This is a genomic window from Streptomyces sp. MH60 (assembly GCF_002939385.1).
Lineage (GTDB): Bacteria > Actinomycetota > Actinomycetes > Streptomycetales > Streptomycetaceae > Streptomyces.
The window spans coordinates 16,685-37,090 of sequence record NZ_MULI01000071.1 but is presented as its reverse complement, the minus strand read 5'-3'; the positions used below and the strand labels follow the sequence as shown (position 1 = coordinate 37,090).

Annotated in this window: 15 protein-coding genes and 2 pseudogenes; 6 read left to right on the top strand and 11 right to left on the bottom strand. The window is 72.8% G+C overall.

The window, feature by feature from the left end; genetic code table 11:
* Together BZZ08_RS30685 and BZZ08_RS30680 are read right to left on the bottom strand one after the other, a co-directional pair.
* Positions 1–623 (bottom strand): annotated as a pseudogene (locus BZZ08_RS30685) (hypothetical protein); the annotation flags it as partial.
* A gap of 20 nt (positions 624–643) precedes the next feature.
* Positions 644–1,861, bottom strand: coding sequence for an AAA family ATPase (locus BZZ08_RS30680; protein ID WP_104635476.1), 1,218 nt, complete (start codon positions 1,859–1,861; stop codon positions 644–646).
* Positions 1,862–1,996: 135 nt separating this feature from the next.
* Between BZZ08_RS30680 and BZZ08_RS30675 the strand changes: the two genes are divergently transcribed.
* Positions 1,997–3,916, top strand: coding sequence for a glycoside hydrolase family 9 protein (locus tag BZZ08_RS30675; protein WP_198601785.1), 1,920 nt, complete (start codon positions 1,997–1,999; stop codon positions 3,914–3,916).
* A 36-nt stretch (positions 3,917–3,952) separates the two neighbouring features.
* Here the strand turns inward: BZZ08_RS30675 and BZZ08_RS30670 are convergent, their stop codons facing one another.
* Both BZZ08_RS30670 and BZZ08_RS30665 read right to left on the bottom strand, forming a co-directional pair.
* Positions 3,953–4,525, bottom strand: a complete 573-nt coding sequence (locus BZZ08_RS30670) for a TetR/AcrR family transcriptional regulator (protein ID WP_104635474.1) — start codon at positions 4,523–4,525, stop codon at positions 3,953–3,955.
* Between the two features lie 60 nt (positions 4,526–4,585).
* Positions 4,586–4,951, bottom strand: coding sequence for a MerR family transcriptional regulator (locus BZZ08_RS30665; protein WP_104635473.1), 366 nt, complete (start codon positions 4,949–4,951; stop codon positions 4,586–4,588).
* A gap of 116 nt (positions 4,952–5,067) precedes the next feature.
* On the opposite strand from BZZ08_RS30665, the gene BZZ08_RS30660 reads away from it, so the two are divergent.
* A complete protein-coding gene (locus BZZ08_RS30660; protein WP_104635472.1) occupies positions 5,068–6,141 on the top strand; it encodes an alkene reductase in 1,074 nt (357 codons plus the stop codon).
* Positions 6,142–6,245: 104 nt separating this feature from the next.
* Positions 6,246–7,613 (top strand): phosphatase PAP2 family protein, encoded by a 1,368-nt coding sequence (locus BZZ08_RS30655; protein WP_104635471.1) that lies wholly within the window; start codon positions 6,246–6,248, stop codon positions 7,611–7,613.
* Positions 7,614–7,626: 13 nt separating this feature from the next.
* On the opposite strand, the gene BZZ08_RS30650 is transcribed toward BZZ08_RS30655, so the two are convergent.
* The 3 genes and pseudogenes from BZZ08_RS30650 to BZZ08_RS30640 form a co-directional block, all read right to left on the bottom strand.
* Positions 7,627–8,547, bottom strand: a complete 921-nt coding sequence (locus BZZ08_RS30650) for an SDR family oxidoreductase (RefSeq protein WP_104635470.1) — start codon at positions 8,545–8,547, stop codon at positions 7,627–7,629.
* 124 nt (positions 8,548–8,671) lie between these two features.
* A pseudogene (locus BZZ08_RS30645) lies at positions 8,672–9,450 on the bottom strand (hypothetical protein).
* A gap of 241 nt (positions 9,451–9,691) precedes the next feature.
* Positions 9,692–11,212, bottom strand: coding sequence for a catalase (locus BZZ08_RS30640; protein WP_104635469.1), 1,521 nt, complete (start codon positions 11,210–11,212; stop codon positions 9,692–9,694).
* 374 nt (positions 11,213–11,586) lie between these two features.
* On the opposite strand from BZZ08_RS30640, the gene rox reads away from it, so the two are divergent.
* A complete protein-coding gene (gene rox / locus BZZ08_RS30635; RefSeq protein WP_104635468.1) occupies positions 11,587–13,014 on the top strand; it encodes a rifampin monooxygenase in 1,428 nt (475 codons plus the stop codon).
* A gap of 49 nt (positions 13,015–13,063) precedes the next feature.
* Positions 13,064–14,110, top strand: a complete 1,047-nt coding sequence (gene mgrA, locus BZZ08_RS30630) for an L-glyceraldehyde 3-phosphate reductase (protein WP_104635467.1) — start codon at positions 13,064–13,066, stop codon at positions 14,108–14,110.
* Between the two features lie 23 nt (positions 14,111–14,133).
* On the opposite strand, the gene BZZ08_RS30625 is transcribed toward mgrA, so the two are convergent.
* The 3 genes from BZZ08_RS30625 to BZZ08_RS30615 are packed head-to-tail and all read right to left on the bottom strand — an operon-like array spanning position 14,134 to position 17,877.
* Positions 14,134–15,309 carry an anhydro-N-acetylmuramic acid kinase gene (locus tag BZZ08_RS30625; RefSeq protein WP_104635466.1) on the bottom strand — a complete coding sequence of 392 codons (1,176 nt, stop codon included), beginning with the start codon at positions 15,307–15,309 and terminating at the stop codon, positions 14,134–14,136.
* A 34-nt stretch (positions 15,310–15,343) separates the two neighbouring features.
* A complete protein-coding gene (locus BZZ08_RS30620) occupies positions 15,344–16,915 on the bottom strand; it encodes a sodium:solute symporter (RefSeq protein WP_104635465.1) in 1,572 nt (523 codons plus the stop codon).
* 8 nt (positions 16,916–16,923) lie between these two features.
* Positions 16,924–17,877 carry an N-acetylglucosamine kinase gene (locus tag BZZ08_RS30615; RefSeq protein ID WP_241965609.1) on the bottom strand — a complete coding sequence of 318 codons (954 nt, stop codon included), beginning with the start codon at positions 17,875–17,877 and terminating at the stop codon, positions 16,924–16,926.
* 243 nt (positions 17,878–18,120) lie between these two features.
* On the opposite strand from BZZ08_RS30615, the gene BZZ08_RS30605 reads away from it, so the two are divergent.
* Positions 18,121–19,056 carry a MurR/RpiR family transcriptional regulator gene (locus BZZ08_RS30605; RefSeq protein WP_104635463.1) on the top strand — a complete coding sequence of 312 codons (936 nt, stop codon included), beginning with the start codon at positions 18,121–18,123 and terminating at the stop codon, positions 19,054–19,056.
* 7 nt (positions 19,057–19,063) lie between these two features.
* Here BZZ08_RS30605 and BZZ08_RS30600 read toward each other — a convergent pair whose 3' ends face one another.
* Positions 19,064–20,269, bottom strand: a complete 1,206-nt coding sequence (locus BZZ08_RS30600; protein WP_104635462.1) for an alanine--tRNA ligase-related protein — start codon at positions 20,267–20,269, stop codon at positions 19,064–19,066.
* Positions 20,270–20,406 lie beyond the last annotated feature (137 nt).

The following is a 20,406-nucleotide window of genomic DNA, read 5'->3' as shown; positions in this document are numbered from 1 at the left end:
CCCGCGTCCTGGACCGCGCGTCGTACGGCAGCGGCCGCCGGTCCCGGCACGGTGCCGTCCTCGTCGGCCTCCTCGGCGGCGTTCCGGAGCGCCTCGGCCACGGCGTCCGCCGCGGCCCCGGCCTCCCGCCGGGCGCGCTCCGCCCGCTCGTCCCGGTCCCGGGCGGGCCGGGAGTCGTCCAGCATCCGGCGCAGCGCGGTGCCCTGGGCGAGTACGGCCATGGCGGCGGCGTACGGGTCGCCGGCCGTCTCCCGGTGCAGCTCGGCGAAGTCCGGCGACTCCAGGAGCGCGGTGACGATGCGGTGGTTGACCAGCCGGGAGGGCGCCATCTCGCGCGGCTCGCGCAGGCGCGGAGCGGTTTTGTACGCGGCCAGGAAGACGTCGGCGAGGAGGTCGGCGGTGTACGTGTGGCGCTCGCCCAGCTCGCCGGCCAACTCGCGCAGCGCGGCCGACTGTTCGCAGGTGTCGCGCCAGGCGACGCGGTCGAAACGGTCGGCGACCACGGCCCCGGTGTGCCGTACGGTGGCGGCGGCCGACCGGGCCAGCCACACCCCGGCCAGGTCCGTCAGTACGCCGAGCCGGCTCGCCGCCCCGCCCGCGTCCACATCCGTGCCGTCGTTCACGGTGCCGTCCCGACCTGTGCTCAGAGCTGGGCCTGCACGGTGCTCGCGTCCACGCCGAGGGCCTCGGTGAGCACCCGGGCGCGTACGGCGCGCTGGCGTCCGGTGACCCGGTCGATGGCGCTGGTGGAGCGGCCCGCGCCCACCGCCTCCTCGCGCAGTCTCTCCAGCCGCTTGCCCGCCATGGCCAGCTGGTTGTGGGCCTTCTTGATGACCCACTCGCTGAGCGCCTCGCGGGACTGCCCGGCCATCGCGTCGAGCTGGGTCTCCAGCTCCTCGATGGTGTCGGCGAGGTCGAGGGCCTCCTTGGCGTCCGGGTTGACCAGGTGCAGCACCTCGCGCTCGACGGTCGGGCGTTCGGCGGGGGAGTCCCACAGCACGTGGGTCAGGACCGACAGATCGCTCTCGGCGACCGAGGGGCGCCCGTCGAGGTACGCGGACGCCTGGAGCAGACCCACCGCCTGCCGCCAGCGGCGGTCGGAGGCGATCAGCTCCTTGCGGCGCAGCGCGGCCCGCAGCGTGCACACCGCGTCCACGATCCCGTCGGTCACCTGCACGGCGGGCACGGCCTCGGCCACGGCGTGCCGCAGCGCGGCCAGGTCCACGGTGGTCCGCTTCGGCGCGGCCGGACGGCTGACGGCGGAGCGGACCAGAGCGGCGAAGTTCGAGGGGTCCTCCAGGTACTTGACCTCGATCCGCACCAGCAGCCGGTCGTAGATCGCTGCCGAGTCCTCGCCGTCGGGCAGTTCGTTGCTCGCGGTGATCGCGCCGATGAGGGGGCAGCGGACGGGCTCACCGCCGCTCTCGGGGTGGTAGATCCGCTCGTTGAGATAGCCCAGCGTCTCGTTCAGCGCCGCCGTGGAACACTTGAAGATCTCGTCGATGAACGCGACGTGCGCGGTGGTGGCGCGCCCTTCGTAGACCTGGCGGTACTCCCCGCGCGCCAGCGCGGCCACGTCGATGGGCCCGAACATCCGCGTCGGCGCGGTGAACTTGGACAGCAGGATCTCCCAGTAGGACGCGCCCACGATCCGGCCGGTCAGCTCCCGGGCCAACTCGGACTTGGCCGTTCCCGGCGGGCCGAGCACCAGCGAGTGCTGACCGGCCAGCAGCGTCACCAGCAGCGTCCGGACGACGTCGGCCCGCTCGTAGAAACGGTCCGACAACTCGTCGCCGATCGCCCGGAGCCGCTCGGCGGTGTCCGGTGCGGCCGGTGCCTCCTGCGGGTCCTGTGGGCCCATGGCCGACTCCTCCTGTGGCGGTCCTGGCGGGCTGGCGGACCAGAGCCTATCCGCACAAACGTCCACTTCGCCGTCGCGCCCCCGACCACCACCTCGGCCCGCGCCACGGTGGCGCCGTCGTCCAGACTGTCCGCCATGAACCACTTTCCCTCGCCGTCGGCCCGCACCGCGTCAGCCGTGACCGCTTCCGTCCTGGCGGCCTGCTGCCTCACCGCGTGCTCCGGGGGCCGGGACGAGCAGCCGGCGGCCATCCGCGTCAACCAGGTCGGGTACGCGTCCGGCGAGAAGAAGTTCGCCTATGTCATGGGGGACCGGGACGCGCTGGCCGACGCCGGGTTCGAGGTCCTGGACGAGCGCGGCGACACCGCCGAGCGCGGTGGGCTCGGCCCCTCCCTCGGCGGCTGGAACGGCACCTACACCGCGGTCCGCACGATCGACCTCTCGGCGCTGCGCCGCACCGGCACCTACCGACTGCGCCTGGTCGGCGCGGGCGGGAACCGGGAGGTCCGCTTCCGGGTGGCACCGGCCCGGCAGTTGCTGGACCCGCTGCGCGCGGACACCGTGCACTTCTTCGGCACCCAGCGGGACGGTGCGGACGTACTGGCCGACGCGACCGGGCGGGTGCCCTCGCACCTGACCGACGAACGGGCCCGCGTCTACGAGCCGGCCCGCACCGGCTCGGCCGCCGACGGGAAAACGGCCGACGGCGCGACCGCCGGTCCGGAACTGACCGAGGCCGGCGGTCCCGTGGACGTCTCGGGCGGGTGGTTCGACGCCGGCGACTTCCTGAAGTTCACGCACACGACGTCCTACGTGGTCGCCCAGATGCTGAGCACCGTCCGCGACACCCCGTCGGTGCCCGGGCTGCGGGAGGAGGCACGGCACGGCCTGCGCTGGCTGGACCGGATGTGGGACGGGCAGACGGGCACGCTCTACGCGCAGGTGGGGCTCGGGTCCGGCGGCAAGGGGGTCCGCGGCGACCACGACGTGTGGCGGCTGCCGGAGGAGGACGACCGGCTCACCGTACGACCCGGGGACCCCGACTACCTGATCAAGTACCGGCCCGTCTTCCGCGCCAACGAACCCGGGGAGCCCATCAGTCCCAACCTCGCGGGCCGGGTGAGCGCGGCCTTCGCCCTCGCCGCGCAGACCGAGGCCGGGGACCACCCGGCACAGGCGCGCGAGTGGCTGGACAAGGCGGCCGCCGTCTACGCGCTCGCGGACACCCGGCCCGACGAGGGGGCACTGGTCACCACGACGCCCACGGACTACTACCAGGAGCACTCCTGGCGCGACGACCTGGAATGGGCGGCCGTCGAACTCTCCCGCGGCGCGGACGCCCTGGGCGACACACGCGGCTCCCGGTGGAGCGACGAGGCGGCCACCTGGGCCCGCGCGGCCCTGCGCGAGGAGCACGGCGGTACCCTGGGCCCCGCCGACGTCAGCGCCCTCGCCCACGCCGACGTGCTCACCTCGGCGGACCCCGGCGCGGGCCTCGCGACCGCACTCGAGGCGGAACTGAGGCGGCAGGTGGAGACGGGGAGGAAGCGCGCGGCCGGGGACCCGTTCAGGTCGGGCGTCATACCCAGTGACTTCGACGCGGTGCCCCACACCTTCGGTCTGCTCGCGACCGCCGAACTGTACGCCCGCGTCACCGGCGACCACCGGTACGACGACTTCGCCGCGCGGCAACGGGCCTGGGTCTTCGGGGCCAACGCCTGGGGCACCAGTTTCATGGTGGGCGCGGGCGACCTCTACCCGCACTGCCTCCAGCACCAGGTCGCCAACCTGGCCATGAGCCGCACCGGCCGCGGCGACATCCTGCGCGGCGCCGTCGTCAACGGGCCCAACGATGCGGACCTGCTGAAGGAGCCGGACACCTTCGACGGGGGACACCCCTGCTCCTTCGCCCCCGACGGCGGGCCCTGGTCCCGGTTCGACGGTCGTGGCGCCGGTTACGTCGACGACGTGCGGGCCTGGCAGACGGTGGAACCGGCGGACGACTTCACCTCGACGGCCCTGTACGCCCTCTCCCTCACCGCCGCGCGGTCCTGACCCGAGGGGAACGGCCCCGGCGCCCGGGGCCGCGGGTCAGGACGTGGTCGGCCAGGTCCGCAGCAGGGCGTCCAGCGCGTTGAGGATCTCCGTCCAGCTCTCCTGCGAGTCGGGGGCGCTGTGGCTGAACCCTCCCGCGGCCTCCAGATTGACGTAGCCGCTGAAGACGCTGCCCAACAGCCGCACGGCATGGGTCTGGTGCGGTTCCGCCAGGTGGTACCCGCGCAGGATCGCCCGCGACATCTGGGCGTGCCGCACCCCGGCGCTGGAGGCCGCCGCCTGTGCGTCGAGGGGGAACTGCGTGGCGGCGAAGCGGCCCGGGTGCTCCAGGGCGTAGTCGCGGTAGACGTTCGCGAACGCGGTCAGCGCGTCCTTGCCGGCCCGGCCGGCCACCGCCTCGGAGGCCCGGTCGGCCAGCTCCTCCAGGGCGAACAGCGCGATCCCGGTCTTGAGGTCGTGGGCATTGCGCACATGTGAGTACAGGCTCGCCGTCCGGACGCCGAACCGCCGGGCCAGCTCCGTCGGAGTGGTGCTCTCGAAGCCGATCTCGTCGGCCGTCTCGGCCCCGGCCCTGATCACACCCTCGGTCGTCAGTCCTACGCGAGCCACACCCGTCCTCCGTATCGCTCACCCGGCAGCCGGGGAAGATTATGAGCTTGCCTAACATGATTAGGCAAACTCGGCGTCCCGGTACTCTCGGGCCGCGGTCATCAGGGCGCTGAGCGCGTCCCTGGTGCGGACGAGGTCGGCGATGTGCTCGGTCAGCCGGTCCCGCTCCTGCGCCATGCGCTCCAGCGCGGTGTCGGAGTGGTCCGCGCTGGGCGCGTCCACGCAGGGCAGCAGTTCGGCGATGGTGCGGCTGGAGAGGCCCGCTGCGTACAGCCGCTGGAGGAACCTGACCCGCTCCACCTCGTGCTCCGTGTACCGGCGCTGGCCTCCGGCGCTGCGCGTGCTGGCCAGCAGCCCCTGGTCCTCGTAGTAGCGCACCGACCGGACGCTGACCCCGGCCCGTGACGCCACTTCCCCGATGCGCATGCCCTGCTCCCTGGTGTGATTCGCGGCACACTTACTTGCCTCTGACGTCAGTGTCAGGTTCTAGCGTAGCCGTCGTGCCCGAGATCCGGGCCCGCGGACGACCAAGGAGTCCTGACATGACGTCCCTCTTCGACAGTTACCGGCTCGGCGACCTGACGCTGCCCAACCGGATGGTCATGGCCCCGATGTCACGCGTGCGTGCCGCCGAGGGTGGCCTGGCCACCCCGTCGATGGCCACGTACTACGCCCAGCGGGCCACCGCCGGACTGATCGTCTCCGAGGGGGTGCAGCCGAGCCTGGCCGGGCAGTCCAACCCGGGGACGCCGGGACTGCACACCGACGAACAGGTCGCCGCGTGGCGCCCCGTCACCGCCGCCGTGCACGCCAACGGCGGACGGATCTTCGCCCAGATCATGCACGGTGGCCGGGTCTCGCACCCCGACACCACGGGCATGCGGCCGGTCGGGCCCTCGGCCGTGGCCGCCGTCGGGGACGTGTTCACCCCGACCGGGCCGCAGCCCGCACCGGCCCCCCGTGCCCTGGAGACCGCCGAAGTGCCCGAGCACGCGCGGTCCTACGCCCTCGCCGCCCGCCGCGCCGTCGAGGCCGGCTTCGACGGGGTCGAGCTGCACGGCGCCAACGGCTACCTCATCTCGCAGTTCCTCTCCTCGAACGCGAACCTGCGCACCGACCGCTACGGAGGCCCGGTGGCCAACCGGATCCGCTTCGCGGTCGAGGCGGTGTCCGCGACCGTCGAGGCCGTCGGCGCCGCCCGGACCGGCATCCGCCTCTCCCCGGCGGGGACGTTCTGGGGCGTCGAGGAGACCGACGTGCTCGACCTCTACACCGAGCTGCTGACCGAGCTGTCGCGCCTGGGGATCGCCTACGTCCACATCGAGGCCACCGCCGACGAGGACCTGCTGGTCGCGCTGCGCCGCCTGTGGCCGGGCACGCTCGTCATGAACCCGGTGCTCCCGATGGGTCCCAAGCAGACCGGCCGCGAGGACGCCGACCACTGGCTCGGACTCGGAGCGGAGCTGATCAGCTTCGGCCGCGGCTTCATCGCCAACCCCGACCTGGTCGAGCGCCTGCGCACGGGCCTTCCCGTCGCGCCGGTGGACGAGGCCACGTACTACCAGGGGGGTGACGCGGGCTACCTGACCTACCCGGCGTACCAGCACACGGCCTGACGGCGGCCGGGGGGTCGGCGCGGTGGTGCCGTTAGCATGTTCGAACTCGTGACGATACGTACGAGCGAGCCATTTGTCCGACCCCTAGCAAACGGGCCCAACAATTGAAAACCACACCAACACGAATATCCTCGCGAAGAGACCTCGGCTCCCTGTTCGCCGCCTCGCGCCGGCCGCGGGCCGTGCTGTGGACCGCGGCGGGTGTGGTGACCCTCGGTTTCCTCATCGCGCTGGAATTCGCCGCGCGCCACTACGGCGTGCGGGGCCCGATCACCGAGCAGGCGCGAGAAGTCGTCTTCGCCCCCGACTCCGGGCCCCTGCTGTACGCCGGCCTCGCCCTGACGATGGTGGTGCTGACCTGGCGGCAGCGCCTGGTCGCGGCCGGTGCCGCGATCGGCATCGACCTCGTCTTCTGGCTGGTGCGCTGGGCGGTCGGCGCCGACATGAACTTCGGCAACGGCGCGCTGTGGGTGGTCCTGGGCTGTGCGGTCGTCGCCGTGACGCGGCGCAGGGGCGGCGAGCGTGCCCTGCTGCTCAAGGGCGTGGGGCTGGGGCTGCTCCTGGTGGCCGGGCACAAGACGGGCGACACCTGGCTGCTCATCACCTCGGAGACCCGCAAGGCGGTGCTCGACCCGTACGTGGCCACCGCCGACCAGGCGCTGGGCAACCCCTCGTGGCTGGTCGGCCGGTTCGTCGAAGCCACCGAACCGGTCGGCGGCCACGTGCTCCACCTCGTCTACGGCCAGCTGCCCCTGGCGGCGGCCCTGGTCGGGCTGTACCAACTGCGTCACGTGGCGGTCGAGCGCCGTTTCCCGAGCCACCACCTCGTGCGCACCTTCCTCGTCATCGGCCTGCTCGGGCCCGCCGTCTACATGGTCTTCCCGGTCGTCGGGCCGGTCTTCGCCTACGGCGCCGACGGCGGCCAGTGGGCGGTGGCCAACCTGTGGCCGGACACCCTGCCGCCGGGCGGCGCCCCGCACGCGATCCCGTTCGACGACATCACTCCGCGCAACTGCATGCCCAGCCTGCACACGGCGTGGGCGACGACGCTGTTCCTCCACTCCCGCAGAGGGTCCCGGGCCATGCGGTTCGCGGGCGCCTTCTGGCTGGTCGCCACCCTCACCGCGACCCTCGGCTTCGGCTACCACTACGGCGCCGACCTCCTCGCGGGTGTGGTGTTCGCCCTCACGGTCGACGCCGCGATGCGCGCGTTCGCGCGGGGCTGGGACCGTGCGGCCGCCCGGCTGGTGGCCCACGGCACGACGGTGTTCGCCGTGCTGCTGGTGTCGTACCGGTTCCTGCCGGTGGAGATGGCCGAGCACCCGTGGGCGGCCGGGCCGCTGCTCGTCCTCGCGATGGCCTCTGTGATCCTCGGCTACGCGCGGACCACCAGGCTGTGGGACACGAAGACCACGCCGGCGCGGCAGCCGGAACCGCCGCGCCCCGCGGAACCGCAGCCCGAACTGGTCTGAGGCCCGGACCGGGCTACTTGAAGTAGTGGCCCTGCTCCAGGTCCTCGACGAGTCCGGGCTGCACGGGCTCCCACCCCAGCAGCTCGCGGGTGAGGGTGCTGGACGCCGCGCGGTTGGCCGCGAACGGTCCCGCCAGCCAGGTGAAGTGGGCGCCCGCTTCGGCGGCCGGGACCGACACGGCGGGCAGGTCCAGCTGCCGGCCGATCACCTCGGCGATCTCCCGCACGGGCAGGCCCTCCTCCGCGACGGCGTGCAGCGTCGAGCCCGCGGGGGCCTTCTCCAGCGCCAGGCGGAACAGCCGCGCGGAGTCGAGACGGTGCGCGGCCGACCAGCGGTTGGTGCCGTCCGCGGGGTAGCCCGAGACGCCCTTCTCGCGGGCGATCCCGATGAGGGCCGGGACGAACCCGTTGTCCCCCTCGCCGTGATTGGTCGGCGCCAGCCGCACCACCGAGGAGCGGACACCGCGGGCCGCGAGGGACAGGGTCAGTTCGGCGGTCACGGCCCGCACGTGCTGGGCGTCGCCGCGGGCGGCCGCGGCCGGGTCCGGGTCGTGGCCGTCGCGTTCGGTCGCCACGTGGCCGGGGATCGCGGGGGTCCCGGACGCGATCGTGAACGGCCGGTCCGAGCCCGCGAGTGCCTCGCCGATCACCTCGACGGCCCGCCGGTCGGCTTCTCCGGCGCCCTTGAAGTCCCCCGAGAACGCGATGTCGTGCTTGAAGGCCAGGTGCACCACCCCGTCCGAGTCGGCGGCTGCGCTCCGCAGGACGTCGAGGTCGTCGAGGGTGCCGCGGACCACTTCGGCCCCGGCCGCGGTGAGCGCCTCGGCCGAGGCGTCCGAACGGGCGAGTCCCACGACCTGATGGCCCGCCCCGATGAGCTCGGGAACGACGGCCGAGCCGATCCAGCCGGATGCGCCGGTGACGAAAACACGCATGAGCTTCCTCCAGGTATGTCGGTACGCGGCCGCCGCCGGTTCCGCCGGGCGCGGGCACGAGCGACGGGGGCGAGGCGACCGGACTGTCGATGACAGCCGCTGTCATCGACAGTAACACGCGATGTCAGTCACTGTCGTCACGGGTCGTCACCGAGCGCGCCCGGTGGGGCGGCGCAACGGGGCGCATCAGCCCGAGGTCGTCGCCCCAGGCGTCCAGCGTCGCCGCGTGTCCCGCCGCGCGCCACGGCCTCGACCCGGCCGAACAGCTCTCGCTGCGCGCCCACGTCACCGGCCCCGGTGATCCTTCCGAGCGTCGTCAGCAGCTCGCCCGTGTCCCATCCCGGGAGGGGGAACCGGTCCAGTTCCCACGCCAGGTACTTGTTGTAGGGGCGCGGACGGCGGTCGAGGGCGAACAGCAGCTCCAGCAGGAAGCCGACGCTGTCCGCCGCGTCGAGCCGCGCGGCGAGCGGATGCCCGTCCCGGGCGTTCTTGAGCGACCGGTAGTGGGAGTTGGCGTAGGCGTCGAGCCGGGCGGCCGCCGTTCGCGAGGCCTGGGCGGCGCCGAGCCGCCCTTTGGCGGCCACCATCTCGGCGAGGCGCCCGGCCGAGGCGGTCGAGCAGGACCTGGGCCCGGGCGATCGCGTAGCGTTCCCAGCCGTCGAGCCGGTCGAACTCCGCCACCGTCACCACGACCAGGTCGAGCCGGGCGGAGCGGAAGCCGTCGAGGGCGGCCAGGCCGCTCACCGCCCCGTCGGCGATCACGACGTACAGGTCGTGGTCGGAGTACCGGGTGGTCATGCCCTCGTGGGCGTGCGACCCCTTGAGGACGAGACCGACGACGTCGGGGTCGTCGGCGGCACGGGCGACGAACGCCTCGTAGGACATCGGGTGCTGTGCGGACACGTGCGGACCTCCGGACTGCCTGACGGGGGACATGCCGAGCCGCCCTCGAAGTCCCATCGACACGAGGGCGGTCACTCCGTCCGCGGCGGCCGAGGCCACCGCACGGCAGATCAACGCACGGTCCGGACGCTAGCAGCCGGTGCGGGCGGCCCGCGAGGCGATTGCGTGAAGAGCCCGGAGCCGGGCCGGCCGTTCAGCCGGGGCGGGCACCGGCGCCCTCGGCACTCTCACCGGCGACGGGTCAGGCCTTGTCCTGCATGGACTGCCGGGCCGGGTTGTGCTGCGCGGCGGCCTTGAAGTCCTTCTCGCCCGCCTTCGCCCGCACCCCCTTGGCGATGCGCTCACCGATGGTCCGGTCGATGTTCGACCAGTACTCGAAGGCCCGCTGGAGGACGGGTTCGGTCACCTCGTTCAGGAGGTGGTCCACCACGTTGTCGACCAGCCGGTCCCGGGCCGCGTCGTCCATCACCTCCCGCACCAGGGTGCCCGGCTGCCCCCAGTCGTCGTCCTCGGCGTGGCTGACGTAGGCCGTGCGGGTGATGGCCCCGTCCGTCTCCCAGCCGGGCGGCGTGCCGAAGTGCTCGGTGTCGGCGGCCGGACCCCCCTTGGAGTTCGGCGCGTAGACCGGGTCGGTCGTCTTCCGGTAGGCCATCGCACCGTCCTTGGAGTAGGTGCGGACGTCGACCACCGGGGCGTTCACGGGCAGCTGCTGGTAGTTCGCGCCGATCCGGTAGCGGTGCGCGTCGGCGTACGAGAAGAGCCGGGCCAGCAGCATGCGGTCCGGGCTCGGGCCGATACCGGGGACCAGGTTGTTGGGCTGGAAGGCGGCCTGCTCGATCTCGGCGTGGTTGTCCGTCGGGTTCCGGTCCAGCGTCATGCGGCCGACCGGGATGAGGGGGTAGTCGCCGTGCGGCCACACCTTCGTCAGGTCGAAGGGGTTGAACCGGTAGCCCGCGGCCTCCTCGTACGGCATGACCTGCACGTGCAGCGTCCAGCTCGGGAAGTCGCCGTCACGGATGTGCTCGAAGAGGTCCCGCATGTGGTAGTCGGTGTCGGCCGCGGCCATCTGGTCGGCCTCGTGCTGGGTGAAGAACTCGATGCCCTGGTCCGTCTTGAAGTGGTACTTCACCCAGAAGCGCTCGCCGGAGGCGTTGATCCACATGTAGGTGTGGGAGGTGTAGCCGTTCATGTGGCGCCAGGTGCGCGGGATGCCGCGGTCCCCCATGAGCCAGGTGACCTGGTGCGCCGACTCCGGCGAGAGGGTCCAGAAGTCCCACTGCATGTCGTGGTCGCGCAGGTTGCTGTCCGCCCGGCGCTTCTGCGACCGGATGAAGTGCTGGAACTTCATCGGGTCCTTGACGAAGAACACCGGCGTGTTGTTGCCGACCATGTCGTAGTTGCCCTGGCTGGTGTAGAACTTCACCGCGAAGCCGCGCGGGTCGCGCCAGGTGTCTGGGCTGCCGCGCTCGCCCGCGACGGTCGAGAAGCGGGCGACCAGGTCGGTGCGGGTGCCCGGCTGGAAGACGGCCGCCTTGGTGTAGGCGCTCACGTCGTGCGTCACTTCGAAGTGGCCGAAGGCGCCGCTGCCCTTCGCGTGCGGCTGGCGCTCGGGGATGCGCTCCCGGTTGAACTGCGCCATCTGTTCGATGAGGTAGGCGTCCTGGAGGAGGACCGGACCCGCCGGACCCGCGGTGAGCGAGTGTTCGTCGCTCTCCGCCGGTGCTCCGGAGTCCGTGGTGGTGGCAGGCGGGGTGTCCGTCATGGAGCTGCCTTTCTTCGGGGAGTGGCTGACGCCCAGGGGCTACCGTCCGGAGTGCCGTCGTCGCTATCAGTCTCCGCCGCCGCCCGACCTCCGCAAGCGGGGCGAGGGGGGCCGACCGGGCTGCCGGGCCGTGCCGAGGTCACCGTCGGCGGCGGCAGCGGGAGTGCCGAGGAGGCGCGGTGCGAGGACCGGGGCCTGCCCGGTGCGCAAAAAGAAAAAGGGCGGGGGAAACGTGTTCCTCCTGCCACTCTCAAGCTATAGCCCACTGGGGGCCTTGCGGCAAGGGCCCCCACCTGGCGCAGAATCGTCGCCCTCGACCGCCGCTCGCTTACCGCGGGCGGCCTCACCTCGCGATGGCGCTCCCTGGGGGACTCATGATCGACGTGCTCGTCGTCGGCGGCGGACCGACCGGCCTGATGCTGGCCGGCGAACTGCGACTGCACGGAGTACAGGTGCGGGTGCTGGACAAGGAGCCCGAGCCGACCCGGGTGGTGCGCTCACTCGGCCTGCACGTGCGCAGCATCGAGGTGATGGACCAGCGGGGCGTGCTGGAGCGCTTCCTCGAACACGGCCGCCGGTACCCGGTCGGCGGCTTCTTCGCCGCCATCGAGAAGCCCGCGCCGAGCACACTGGACACCGCACACGGCTACGTCCTCGGCATCCCGCAGCCCGTCACCGACCGCCTGCTGGCCGAGCGCGCCACCGAACTCGGCGCCGAGGTCGTCCGGGGCCGCGAACTGGTCGGCCTGAGCCAGGACGCACACGGGGTGACCGCCGAACTCGCCGACGGCACGCGGCTGCGCTCCCGCTACCTCGTGGGCTGCGACGGCGGCCGCAGCACGGTGCGGGGACTGCTCGGCGTCGGCTTCCCCGGCGAGCCCGCCGCCCACGAGACGCTGATCGGCGAGATGAGCGTGGCCGCGGAGCCCGAGGCGGTCGCCGCCCGGGTGGCGGAGGTCCGCCGGACCCAGAAGCGGTTCGGCCTGGGACCCGTCGGCGACGGGATCTACCGCGTCGTCGTACCCGCCGCGGGCCTCGCCGAGGACCGGTCGGTCCCGCCGGGCCTGGAGGAGTTCAAGCAGCGGCTGCGGGAGTGGGCCGGCACCGACTTCGGCGTGCACTCACCGCGCTGGCTGTCCCGCTTCGGCGACGCCACCCGGCTGGCCGAGCGCTACCGGACCGGCCGGGTGCTGCTGGCCGGCGACGCGGCGCACATCCACCCCCCGGTCGGCGGGCAGGGCCTCAACCTCGGCATCCAGGACGCCTTCAACCTCGGCTGGAAGCTGGCCGCCGAGGTGAACGGCTGGGCGCCCGAGGACCTGCTGGACAGCTACCACACCGAACGGCACCCGGTGGCCGCCGGCGTGCTGGACAACACCCGCGCACAGATGGAACTGCTGTCCACCGAGCCCGGCCCCCGCGCGGTGCGCCGGCTCCTGGCCGAACTGATGCGGTTCGAGGACGTCAGCCGGCATCTGACCGAGAAGGTCACCGCGCTCGACGTCCGCTACGACTTCGGCCCGGGGCACGACCTGCTGGGCCGCAGGATGCGGGACGTCGAACTGGGGCGGGGACGCCTGTACGACCGGATGCGCGCCGGCCGCGGGCTGCTCCTCGACCGTACCGGCCGGCTGTCCGTGAAGGGCTGGTCGGACCGGGTGGATCACGTCGTCGACGACGGTGAGAAACTGACGGTGCCCGCGATGCTGCTGCGGCCCGACGGGCACGTGGCATGGGTCGGTGACGACCAGCAGGACCTGTCCGACCGGTTGCCCCGGTGGTTCGGCACCGCCACCGGCTGACCTCCCCGTCACGGGCCGCCCGGCCCCCGCTTCCCACCGGAGAACACCCATGAACCACGTCGCGGACCCCAGCCGCTACGACGGCACCATGCACTACCGCCGCACCGGACGCTCCGGGCTCGACCTGCCCGCGCTGTCCCTCGGCTACTGGCACAACTTCGGCGACGACAAGCCGTTCGAGACCCAGCGGCGGATCGCCCTGCGCGCCTTCGACCTCGGCATCACCCACCACGACCTCGCCAACAACTACGGCCCGCCCTACGGCTCCGCGGAGATCAACTTCGGCCGGATCATGCGGCAGGACCTGGCCCCGTACCGCGACGAGCTGGTGATCTCCACCAAGGCCGGGTGGGACATGTGGCCGGGCCCCTACGGCCAGGGCGGCGGCTCCCGCAAGTACGTACTCGCCTCCCTGGACCAGTCCCTGAAGCGCACGGGTCTCGACTACGTCGACATCTTCTACTCCCACCGCCTGGACGCCTCCACCCCGCTGGAGGAGACCATGACGGCGCTGGACACGGCGGTGCGCCAGGGCAAGGCCCTGTACGTCGGCATCTCCTCCTACGACGCCGAACGCTCCCGGCAGGCCGCGGCGATCCTCCGCGACCTGGACACGCCCCTGCTCATCCACCAGCCGTCGTACAACATGCTCAACCGGTGGATCGAGACCGAGGGCCTGCTCGACGCGGCCGCCGAGGAGGGCTTCGGCGTCATCGGGTTCACCGCGCTCGCCCAGGGACTGCTGACCGGCCGTTACCTCGACGGCGTGCCCGAGGGGTCCCGCGCCACCCAGGGCAAGTCCTTCGCGACCGGCTGGCTCACCGAGGACACCGTCCGGCGGTTGCGGGCCCTGAACGACATCGCCGCCCGCCGGGGTCAGAGCCTCGCGCAGATGGCGCTCGCCTGGGCGCTGCGCGACCCGCGCGTCACCTCCCTGGTGATCGGCGCCTCCCGCCCCGAGCAGCTGGAGGAGAACGTGGCCGCGCTGTCCGACCTCTCCTTCGGCGACGACGAACTCGCCGAGATCGACAAGTACGCGGTCGTCGACGGCGACGTCGACCTGTGGCGGCAGGCCCGCACCGGCGACCTCGGCTGAGGCGCCCCCGCCCGGGGAGGCGCTCAGTGGCCGCCGGTGATGCGCAGCATCCGGGGTGGCTCGCCGGCGGGCTCGGGCAGTCGCAGGGGCTCCCGCCCGGGTGTGATGCTGCCGAGCAGCGACGCCCGGCGCGCCCCCGTACCCGAGGGGATGGCGCCGGGCAGGCCGTTGACGGTCAGGAAGCCCAGGAGGGCGAAGGCCAGCGCCTCCTTGGCGTCGGACGGCAGTCCGAGCGCGTCGCTGGAGCCGAGGGCCACCCCGGGCAGCTCCTCGGCGAGCATGCCCATCAGCACGGGGTTGTGCGCGCCACCGCCGGACACGACGAGCCGCGTGACGCCGTGCGCGCGGCAGGCGTCGGCCACCGTGACGGCGGTGAGCCCGGCCAGCGTCGCCAGGACGTCGTCGGGTTCCGCGACGGGCGCCGCCGCGAGCGCCTCGAGCAGGTACGGCAGGTGGAACCGCTCCTTGCCGGTGCTCTTCGGAGCCGGCCTGCCGTAGTAGGGGTCGTCCAGCAGCACCCGCAGCAGCGCCGGATCCACCCGGCCCGCCCCGGCCCGGCGTCCGTCCTCGTCGTACTCGGCCGCACCGTTCGTGAAGTGCCGTACGGCGGCGTCCATCAGGGCGTTGGCGGGTCCGGTGTCGAAGGCCAGCGGCGCGGCGCCGGGGGCGACGACGGTGACGTTGGCGATCCCGCCCAGGTTGAGGGCGGCGGGGACGCCGGGCAGCGCGGCCAGGGCCAGGGCGTCGGTCATGGCGACCAGCGGCGCCCCCTGGCCGCCGGCCGCGACATCCCTGCTGCGCAGGTCGGAGACGACGGGCAGACCGGTCGCCTCGGCGATCCAGGCGGGCTGGCCGAGCTGGAGGGTGCCGCGCACGGCGCCGTCCTCGACCCAGTGGTACATGGTCTGCCCGTGCGAGACCACCAGATCGGCGCCGCCCCCGCACAGCTCGCGCACGGCCCGCCCGGCCACGTCGGCGAACGCCTGACCGACGCCGGTGTCGAGCCGGGCGACGTCCCGGAGCGTCGCCGCCGACGGCGGCAGGCTGCTCGCGATCAGATCGCGCAGCTCGTCCGGGTAGGGGGCGGAGAGATGGCCGAGCGGGCGCATCACCAGGGCCTCACCCTGTAGTTCGAGGTCGGCGGCGGCCGCCTCGACGGCGTCGTAGGACGTGCCTGACATCAGGCCGATCACACGCACGATGCACTCCTGCGAGGGGTTGGGCGGGCCGGGATCAGTTCCGGCCGGCCGTGGTGGTCAGCTGGTCGGGCCCGGCGCCCGGCTCCTCGTCGAGTGCGGCGCCCGCCGCGGACTGCGGTGCCCGGTGGAACAGGCTCAGCACACCGCCGACGAGCAGCGTGATCAGTACGCCGATCGGCACGAGCCACTGGGCCGCGATCGCCTGGGACACCGTGGTCCCGCCCGTGGTGACGTCGATCTTCACCCCGCGCACGATGTACGTCATCACCCCGATGGTGACCAGGAAGGCCACGACCGAGTCGACCTCGTTGGCACGCTTGACGAGCCGCCCCAGCAGGAACGCGCCGAGCAGCGCGCCGTAGGTGTAGCCCGCGATGGTCAGTCCGGTGAGGTACACGTTGCCGGTGCTCGCGCTGAACGCGCAGGCGAAGACGGCCATGAGCGTCGCCCACACCAGCGTCATCCAGCGGGCGAGCCTGAGCAGCGCCTCCTCGGACGGTGTGGTGCGGAAGAAGCTGTGGATGATGTCGGCGACCGTCGAGTTCGACATGGAGTTCAGCGCCGAGGACAGCGAACCCATCGCGGCGCCCAGGATGCCGGCCACGAGCAGGCCCGAGACCACCACGGGCAGCCCGTGCAGGATGAACTCGGGGTAGAGGTTGTCGGAGCTGGACAGCCCCAGCTCCGAGAAGGACTTGCCCTCGTTGTACGACCACAGCAGCGCGCCGACCAGGGAGAACGCGGCGAACTGGATGGTGACGAAGACACCCGAGGCGATCATGGCCTTCTGGCCCTCGCGCAGCGTCCTCGTCGCCAGCACGCGCTGGACGATCAGCTGGTCGGAGCCGTGCGAGGCCATGGCGAAGATGGCGCCGCCGATGATGGCCGTGGGCAGGGCGAACGGGCTGGTGAGGATGTGGGCGAGGTTGAAGTCGGTGTCGAAGAGCGTGAACTTCCCGGCGTCCAGGGCACGCGCGTAGCCGTCACCGCCGACGTGGGCGGAGAGCACCGCCACGGCGAGGACCGCGCCGCCGAGGTAGAGGACCATCTGGATGGCGTCGGTCCAGATGACCGCCTTGATGCCGCCCAGGTAGGTGTAGACGACGGTGATCAGCGTGATCACGACGATGATCACTCGGTAGCTCGCGTGCACACCGAACTCGTCGAGGAGCAGCTTGATGGGGATGGCGGAGGCGAACAGCCGCACGCCCTCGGCCAGGAGCCGGGTGAACACGAAGGTCACCGAGGCGAGCCCCTGCAACTTCAGGCCGAACCGGTCGCCCAGGTACTGGTAGGCGCTGACGAAGCCGCCGCGCTTGTAGAGGGGGATGAGCACGGTGGCCACGACGACGCGTCCGATGACGTAGCCCAGGGCGAGTTCGACGTTGCCGAACCCCTGGCCGCTGTAGGCACCGCCGGGGACGCTGATCACCGTGAGCACACTGGTCTCCGTGGCGACGACGGAGAAGGAGACCGTCCACCACGGCATGTGGCCTTCACCGACGAAGTAGTCCTTCGCCGACTTCTGCCGGCCTGCCTTCCGCAGGCCGATCCAGGCGATCCCGATCAGATAGACCACGATCACCACGAGGTCGAGCTGGCGCACGCTTGCTCCTAGGCACTGGCCGGTGGGGTCGCCGGCGTGGGGAGAGGGGAACTGGCGGTCGTCCGGCGGACGCGGACGACGAGGGAGGCATGAGGGGTCGCGCGGTCCAGGGCCAGCAGCCGGGCCCCGTCGAGGGGGTCGCCGAGCGGGGACGTGAGCCGCACGGGGAGCCCGGAACCGGTGAGGGCGGCGGTCAGCGGTGCCATCAGGGCCGGGCCGAGGCCGGTCAGACCACCGGTGACGGCCATCGGTACCGGGACGCCGCCCGTGGTGATCCGGCCCGCCGCCGCGAGCGCGGTCTCGGCCAGGTCGGCGGCCGCGTCCCGGACGATCGCCGAGGCCACGGCGTCCCCCGCGTCGGCGGCGCGGGCCACCTCGGGGGCGAACGAGGCGGCCGTACGGGCGGGATTGCCGTCCCGTCCGACCGTCGACGGCAGCCGTTCGAGGTCGCCGAAGAGGCCGACGGCCGCGTCCAGCAGCACGGTGGCCGGGCCCCGCCCGTCGTGGGCGCGCAGGGCCGCGCGCAGTCCCGCCGTGCCGATCCGGGCGCCGCTGCCGTCGTCGCCGAGCAGGGGACCCCACCCGTCGACGCGCGCGTACGTCCCGTCGGCACCGATGCCGACCGCGACCGATCCGGTGCCGATCGCCAGCACCACACCGGCCCGGCCGCCGAGCGCGCCGGCGTGGGCGGTGACGGCGTCGCTGGTGACGGCGGCCTCCTGGACGGGCAGGTCCGCCAGGAGGGCAGCCACCAGGGAGCGGGCCGCGGCGGGGGCCGAAGCCGCTCCGGCGGCGCCCACGAGGACGGACTCCGGCGGGGCACCGCCCGGCTCCCGAAGGAGCGGCTCGACGGCGGCGCGCACCGCCGCACGGGCCGCCGCCACCCCGTCGGGGGCCGCCAGACCGGGAGCGCCGGCCACCGAACTGACGGCCCGTGACGAGTCGGCGCTGTTCCACAGCATGGCGCGGCAACCGGTCTTCCCGAGATCTACCGCCACTACTGAAGTCATACGGCCTGCCCTTTGCCCGAGGGACCCGGCACGTCGAGAGCCACCGGGTCGTCGGTGACCGGCGCGGATCGCCGTCCGAGTATGGGAAGGCCGCCCTCCGGATGTCAATAAGTAACGTCGCGTTGCTCACCACGTAACTTTTTGACCTCCCCGGGTCACCCCCTTACCCTGTGTGCACCACATCCAGGAGGGGCCATGGTCCGCCAGTCCTCGTCCGGCGTGCCGGAGCCGTCCGCCCAGGACGCCCCGCTCGCCGACATCCTCTCCCGCGTCCGTGCGGCCCGGCCCTCCCTGGCCCCCTCCGAACGGCGGGTGGCCGACGTGGTCCTCGCCGACCCGGGGCAGGTCGCGGAGCTGTCCATCCACGCGCTGGGGGAGCGGGCGAGCACCTCGGCGGCCACCGTGATGCGGTTCTGCCGCACCATCGGCACGGGCAACTACCCCCAGCTGCGCCTGGCGCTGGCCGCCGCCGCCGCGCGGGAGCACGCGCTGGGCGGCGAGCGGGCGGCGCACAGCGGCACCGACATCAGCCCGACGGACTCGCTCGACCGGATAGTCAGCAAGATCATCTACAACGAGGTCCGGGCCCTGGAGGACTCGGGCGCCGAACTCGACGTGGACGCGCTGGGCCGGGCGGTCGACGCGGTGGCCGAGGCCCGCAGGGTCGACATCTTCGGTGTGGGGGCCAGCGCGTTCGTCGGCCAGGACCTGCACCAGAAGCTGCACCGCATAGGCCGGATGGCCTTCATCTGGAGCGACCGGCACGCGGCGCTCACCGCGACGGCGCTGCTGGGCCCCGGCGACGTGGCCCTGGCCGTCTCCCACTCCGGGGAGACCGAGGACACCACCGAGCCCCTCCAGGCCGCGGCCGAGCGCGGAGCCACCACCATCGCCCTGACCAACGACCCGGGCTCCACGCTCGCGACCAGCGCCGACCTGGTGCTGACGACCTGCGCGCGGGAAACGCCGTTCCGCTCCGGCGCCACCGTCAGCCGCATCGCCCAACTGGCCGTCATCGACTGCCTCTTCGTCGGTGTCGCCCAGCGCTCCTACGGCGCGGCGACGGCGGCCCTCGAAGCGACCTACGGCGCCGTCCAGCGCCGTAGGCGCCCCGCCCGCCGCACCGGCTGACGGGGCGTCACGGCCGCACGGTCCCCACGCCGTCCGTTTCCGGGTACTCGCCCTCGCGCAGGTCCGTCACCAGCTCGCGCGGCAGACCGTGGGTGTCATGGAGGTAGTGGAAGTCCTCCTCTCCCAGCGGGCCCCGGAAGCGGGGCCGGGCGAGCACGTTCCGGCCGCGGTCCAGGAGCCGCCGGAACCTGCGCTCCTCCTCCACCAGCAGGCGCCGTACGAGGCCGGGGCCGGCGTCCTGGCGGATGTGACCCAGGGTGTGCGTGATCAACTCGTCCGGCAGGTCCCCGAGCACCCGCGAGGGGTTCTCCCGCCACAGCACGGTGAGCAGCCGTCGCACCAGGCGGCGCAGCACATAGCCCCGGCCGGTGTTGGACGGCCGGACTCCGTCGCCGATGATCACGACGGCCGACCGGAGGTGGTCGCAGACCACCCGGAACGACGGTTCCTCCAGCGGCCACAGGGCGGGCAGCAGCCGCCGCCACGGCTCGAAGACGTCGCACTCGAACACCGACGACCTGCCTTGCAGGAGCGAGGCGAGGCGCTCCAGGCCCAGGCCGGTGTCGACGTTGCGCTGCGGCAGCGGCACGAGCCGGCCGTCGTCGAGCCGGCGGTGGCGCATCATCACGTGGTTCCACACCTCCACCCAGCGGTCGTCGCCGGTGGGCGTGGACCGGGGCGGGGTGTCACCGCTCCACAGGAAGATCTCCGAGTCGGGTCCGCACGGGCCGACCGGCCCGTTGGACCACCAGTTGTCGTCCACCGTCGGCTCCACGGGAACGCCGAGCTGCTGCCACAGCCGCAGTGACTCGGTGTCCGGGCCGACCTGCTCGTCACCCCCGTACACGGTGGCGTGCAGCCGGCCCGGGTCGACGCCCAGCCCCTCGGTGAGCAGCCGGTAGCCCCAGTCGAGACTCCGCGAGCCCCCGTAGTCGCCCAGCGACCAGGTGCCGAGCATCTGGAACACCGTCAGATGGGTGCTGTCGCCGACCTCGTCCAGGTCCGTGGTGCGCAGACAGCGCTGTACGTTGACCAGCCGCCGGCCCAGTGGGTGGGGGCGGCCCTCCAGGTACGGGGTGAGCGGATGCATGCCGGCGCTGGTGAACAGCACGGGGTCGCCCGGCTCGGTCAGCAGCGTCGAGCCGGTGATCCGGCGATGACCCTGATCCTCGTAGTACTCGACGAACGTGCGGATGATCTGCTCGGTGTCCATGGGGTGACTCCTTCGCTTCGAGGCGGAGAGGCACCGGAGAACGGAACCGTGCGGTCCTCGCACCGAGGCGAAGGCGGCGGAACGCCGCGGGAACCACCGACGGGCCGTTTCCGGTCGCCGGTGGAAGAGGGGAAGGT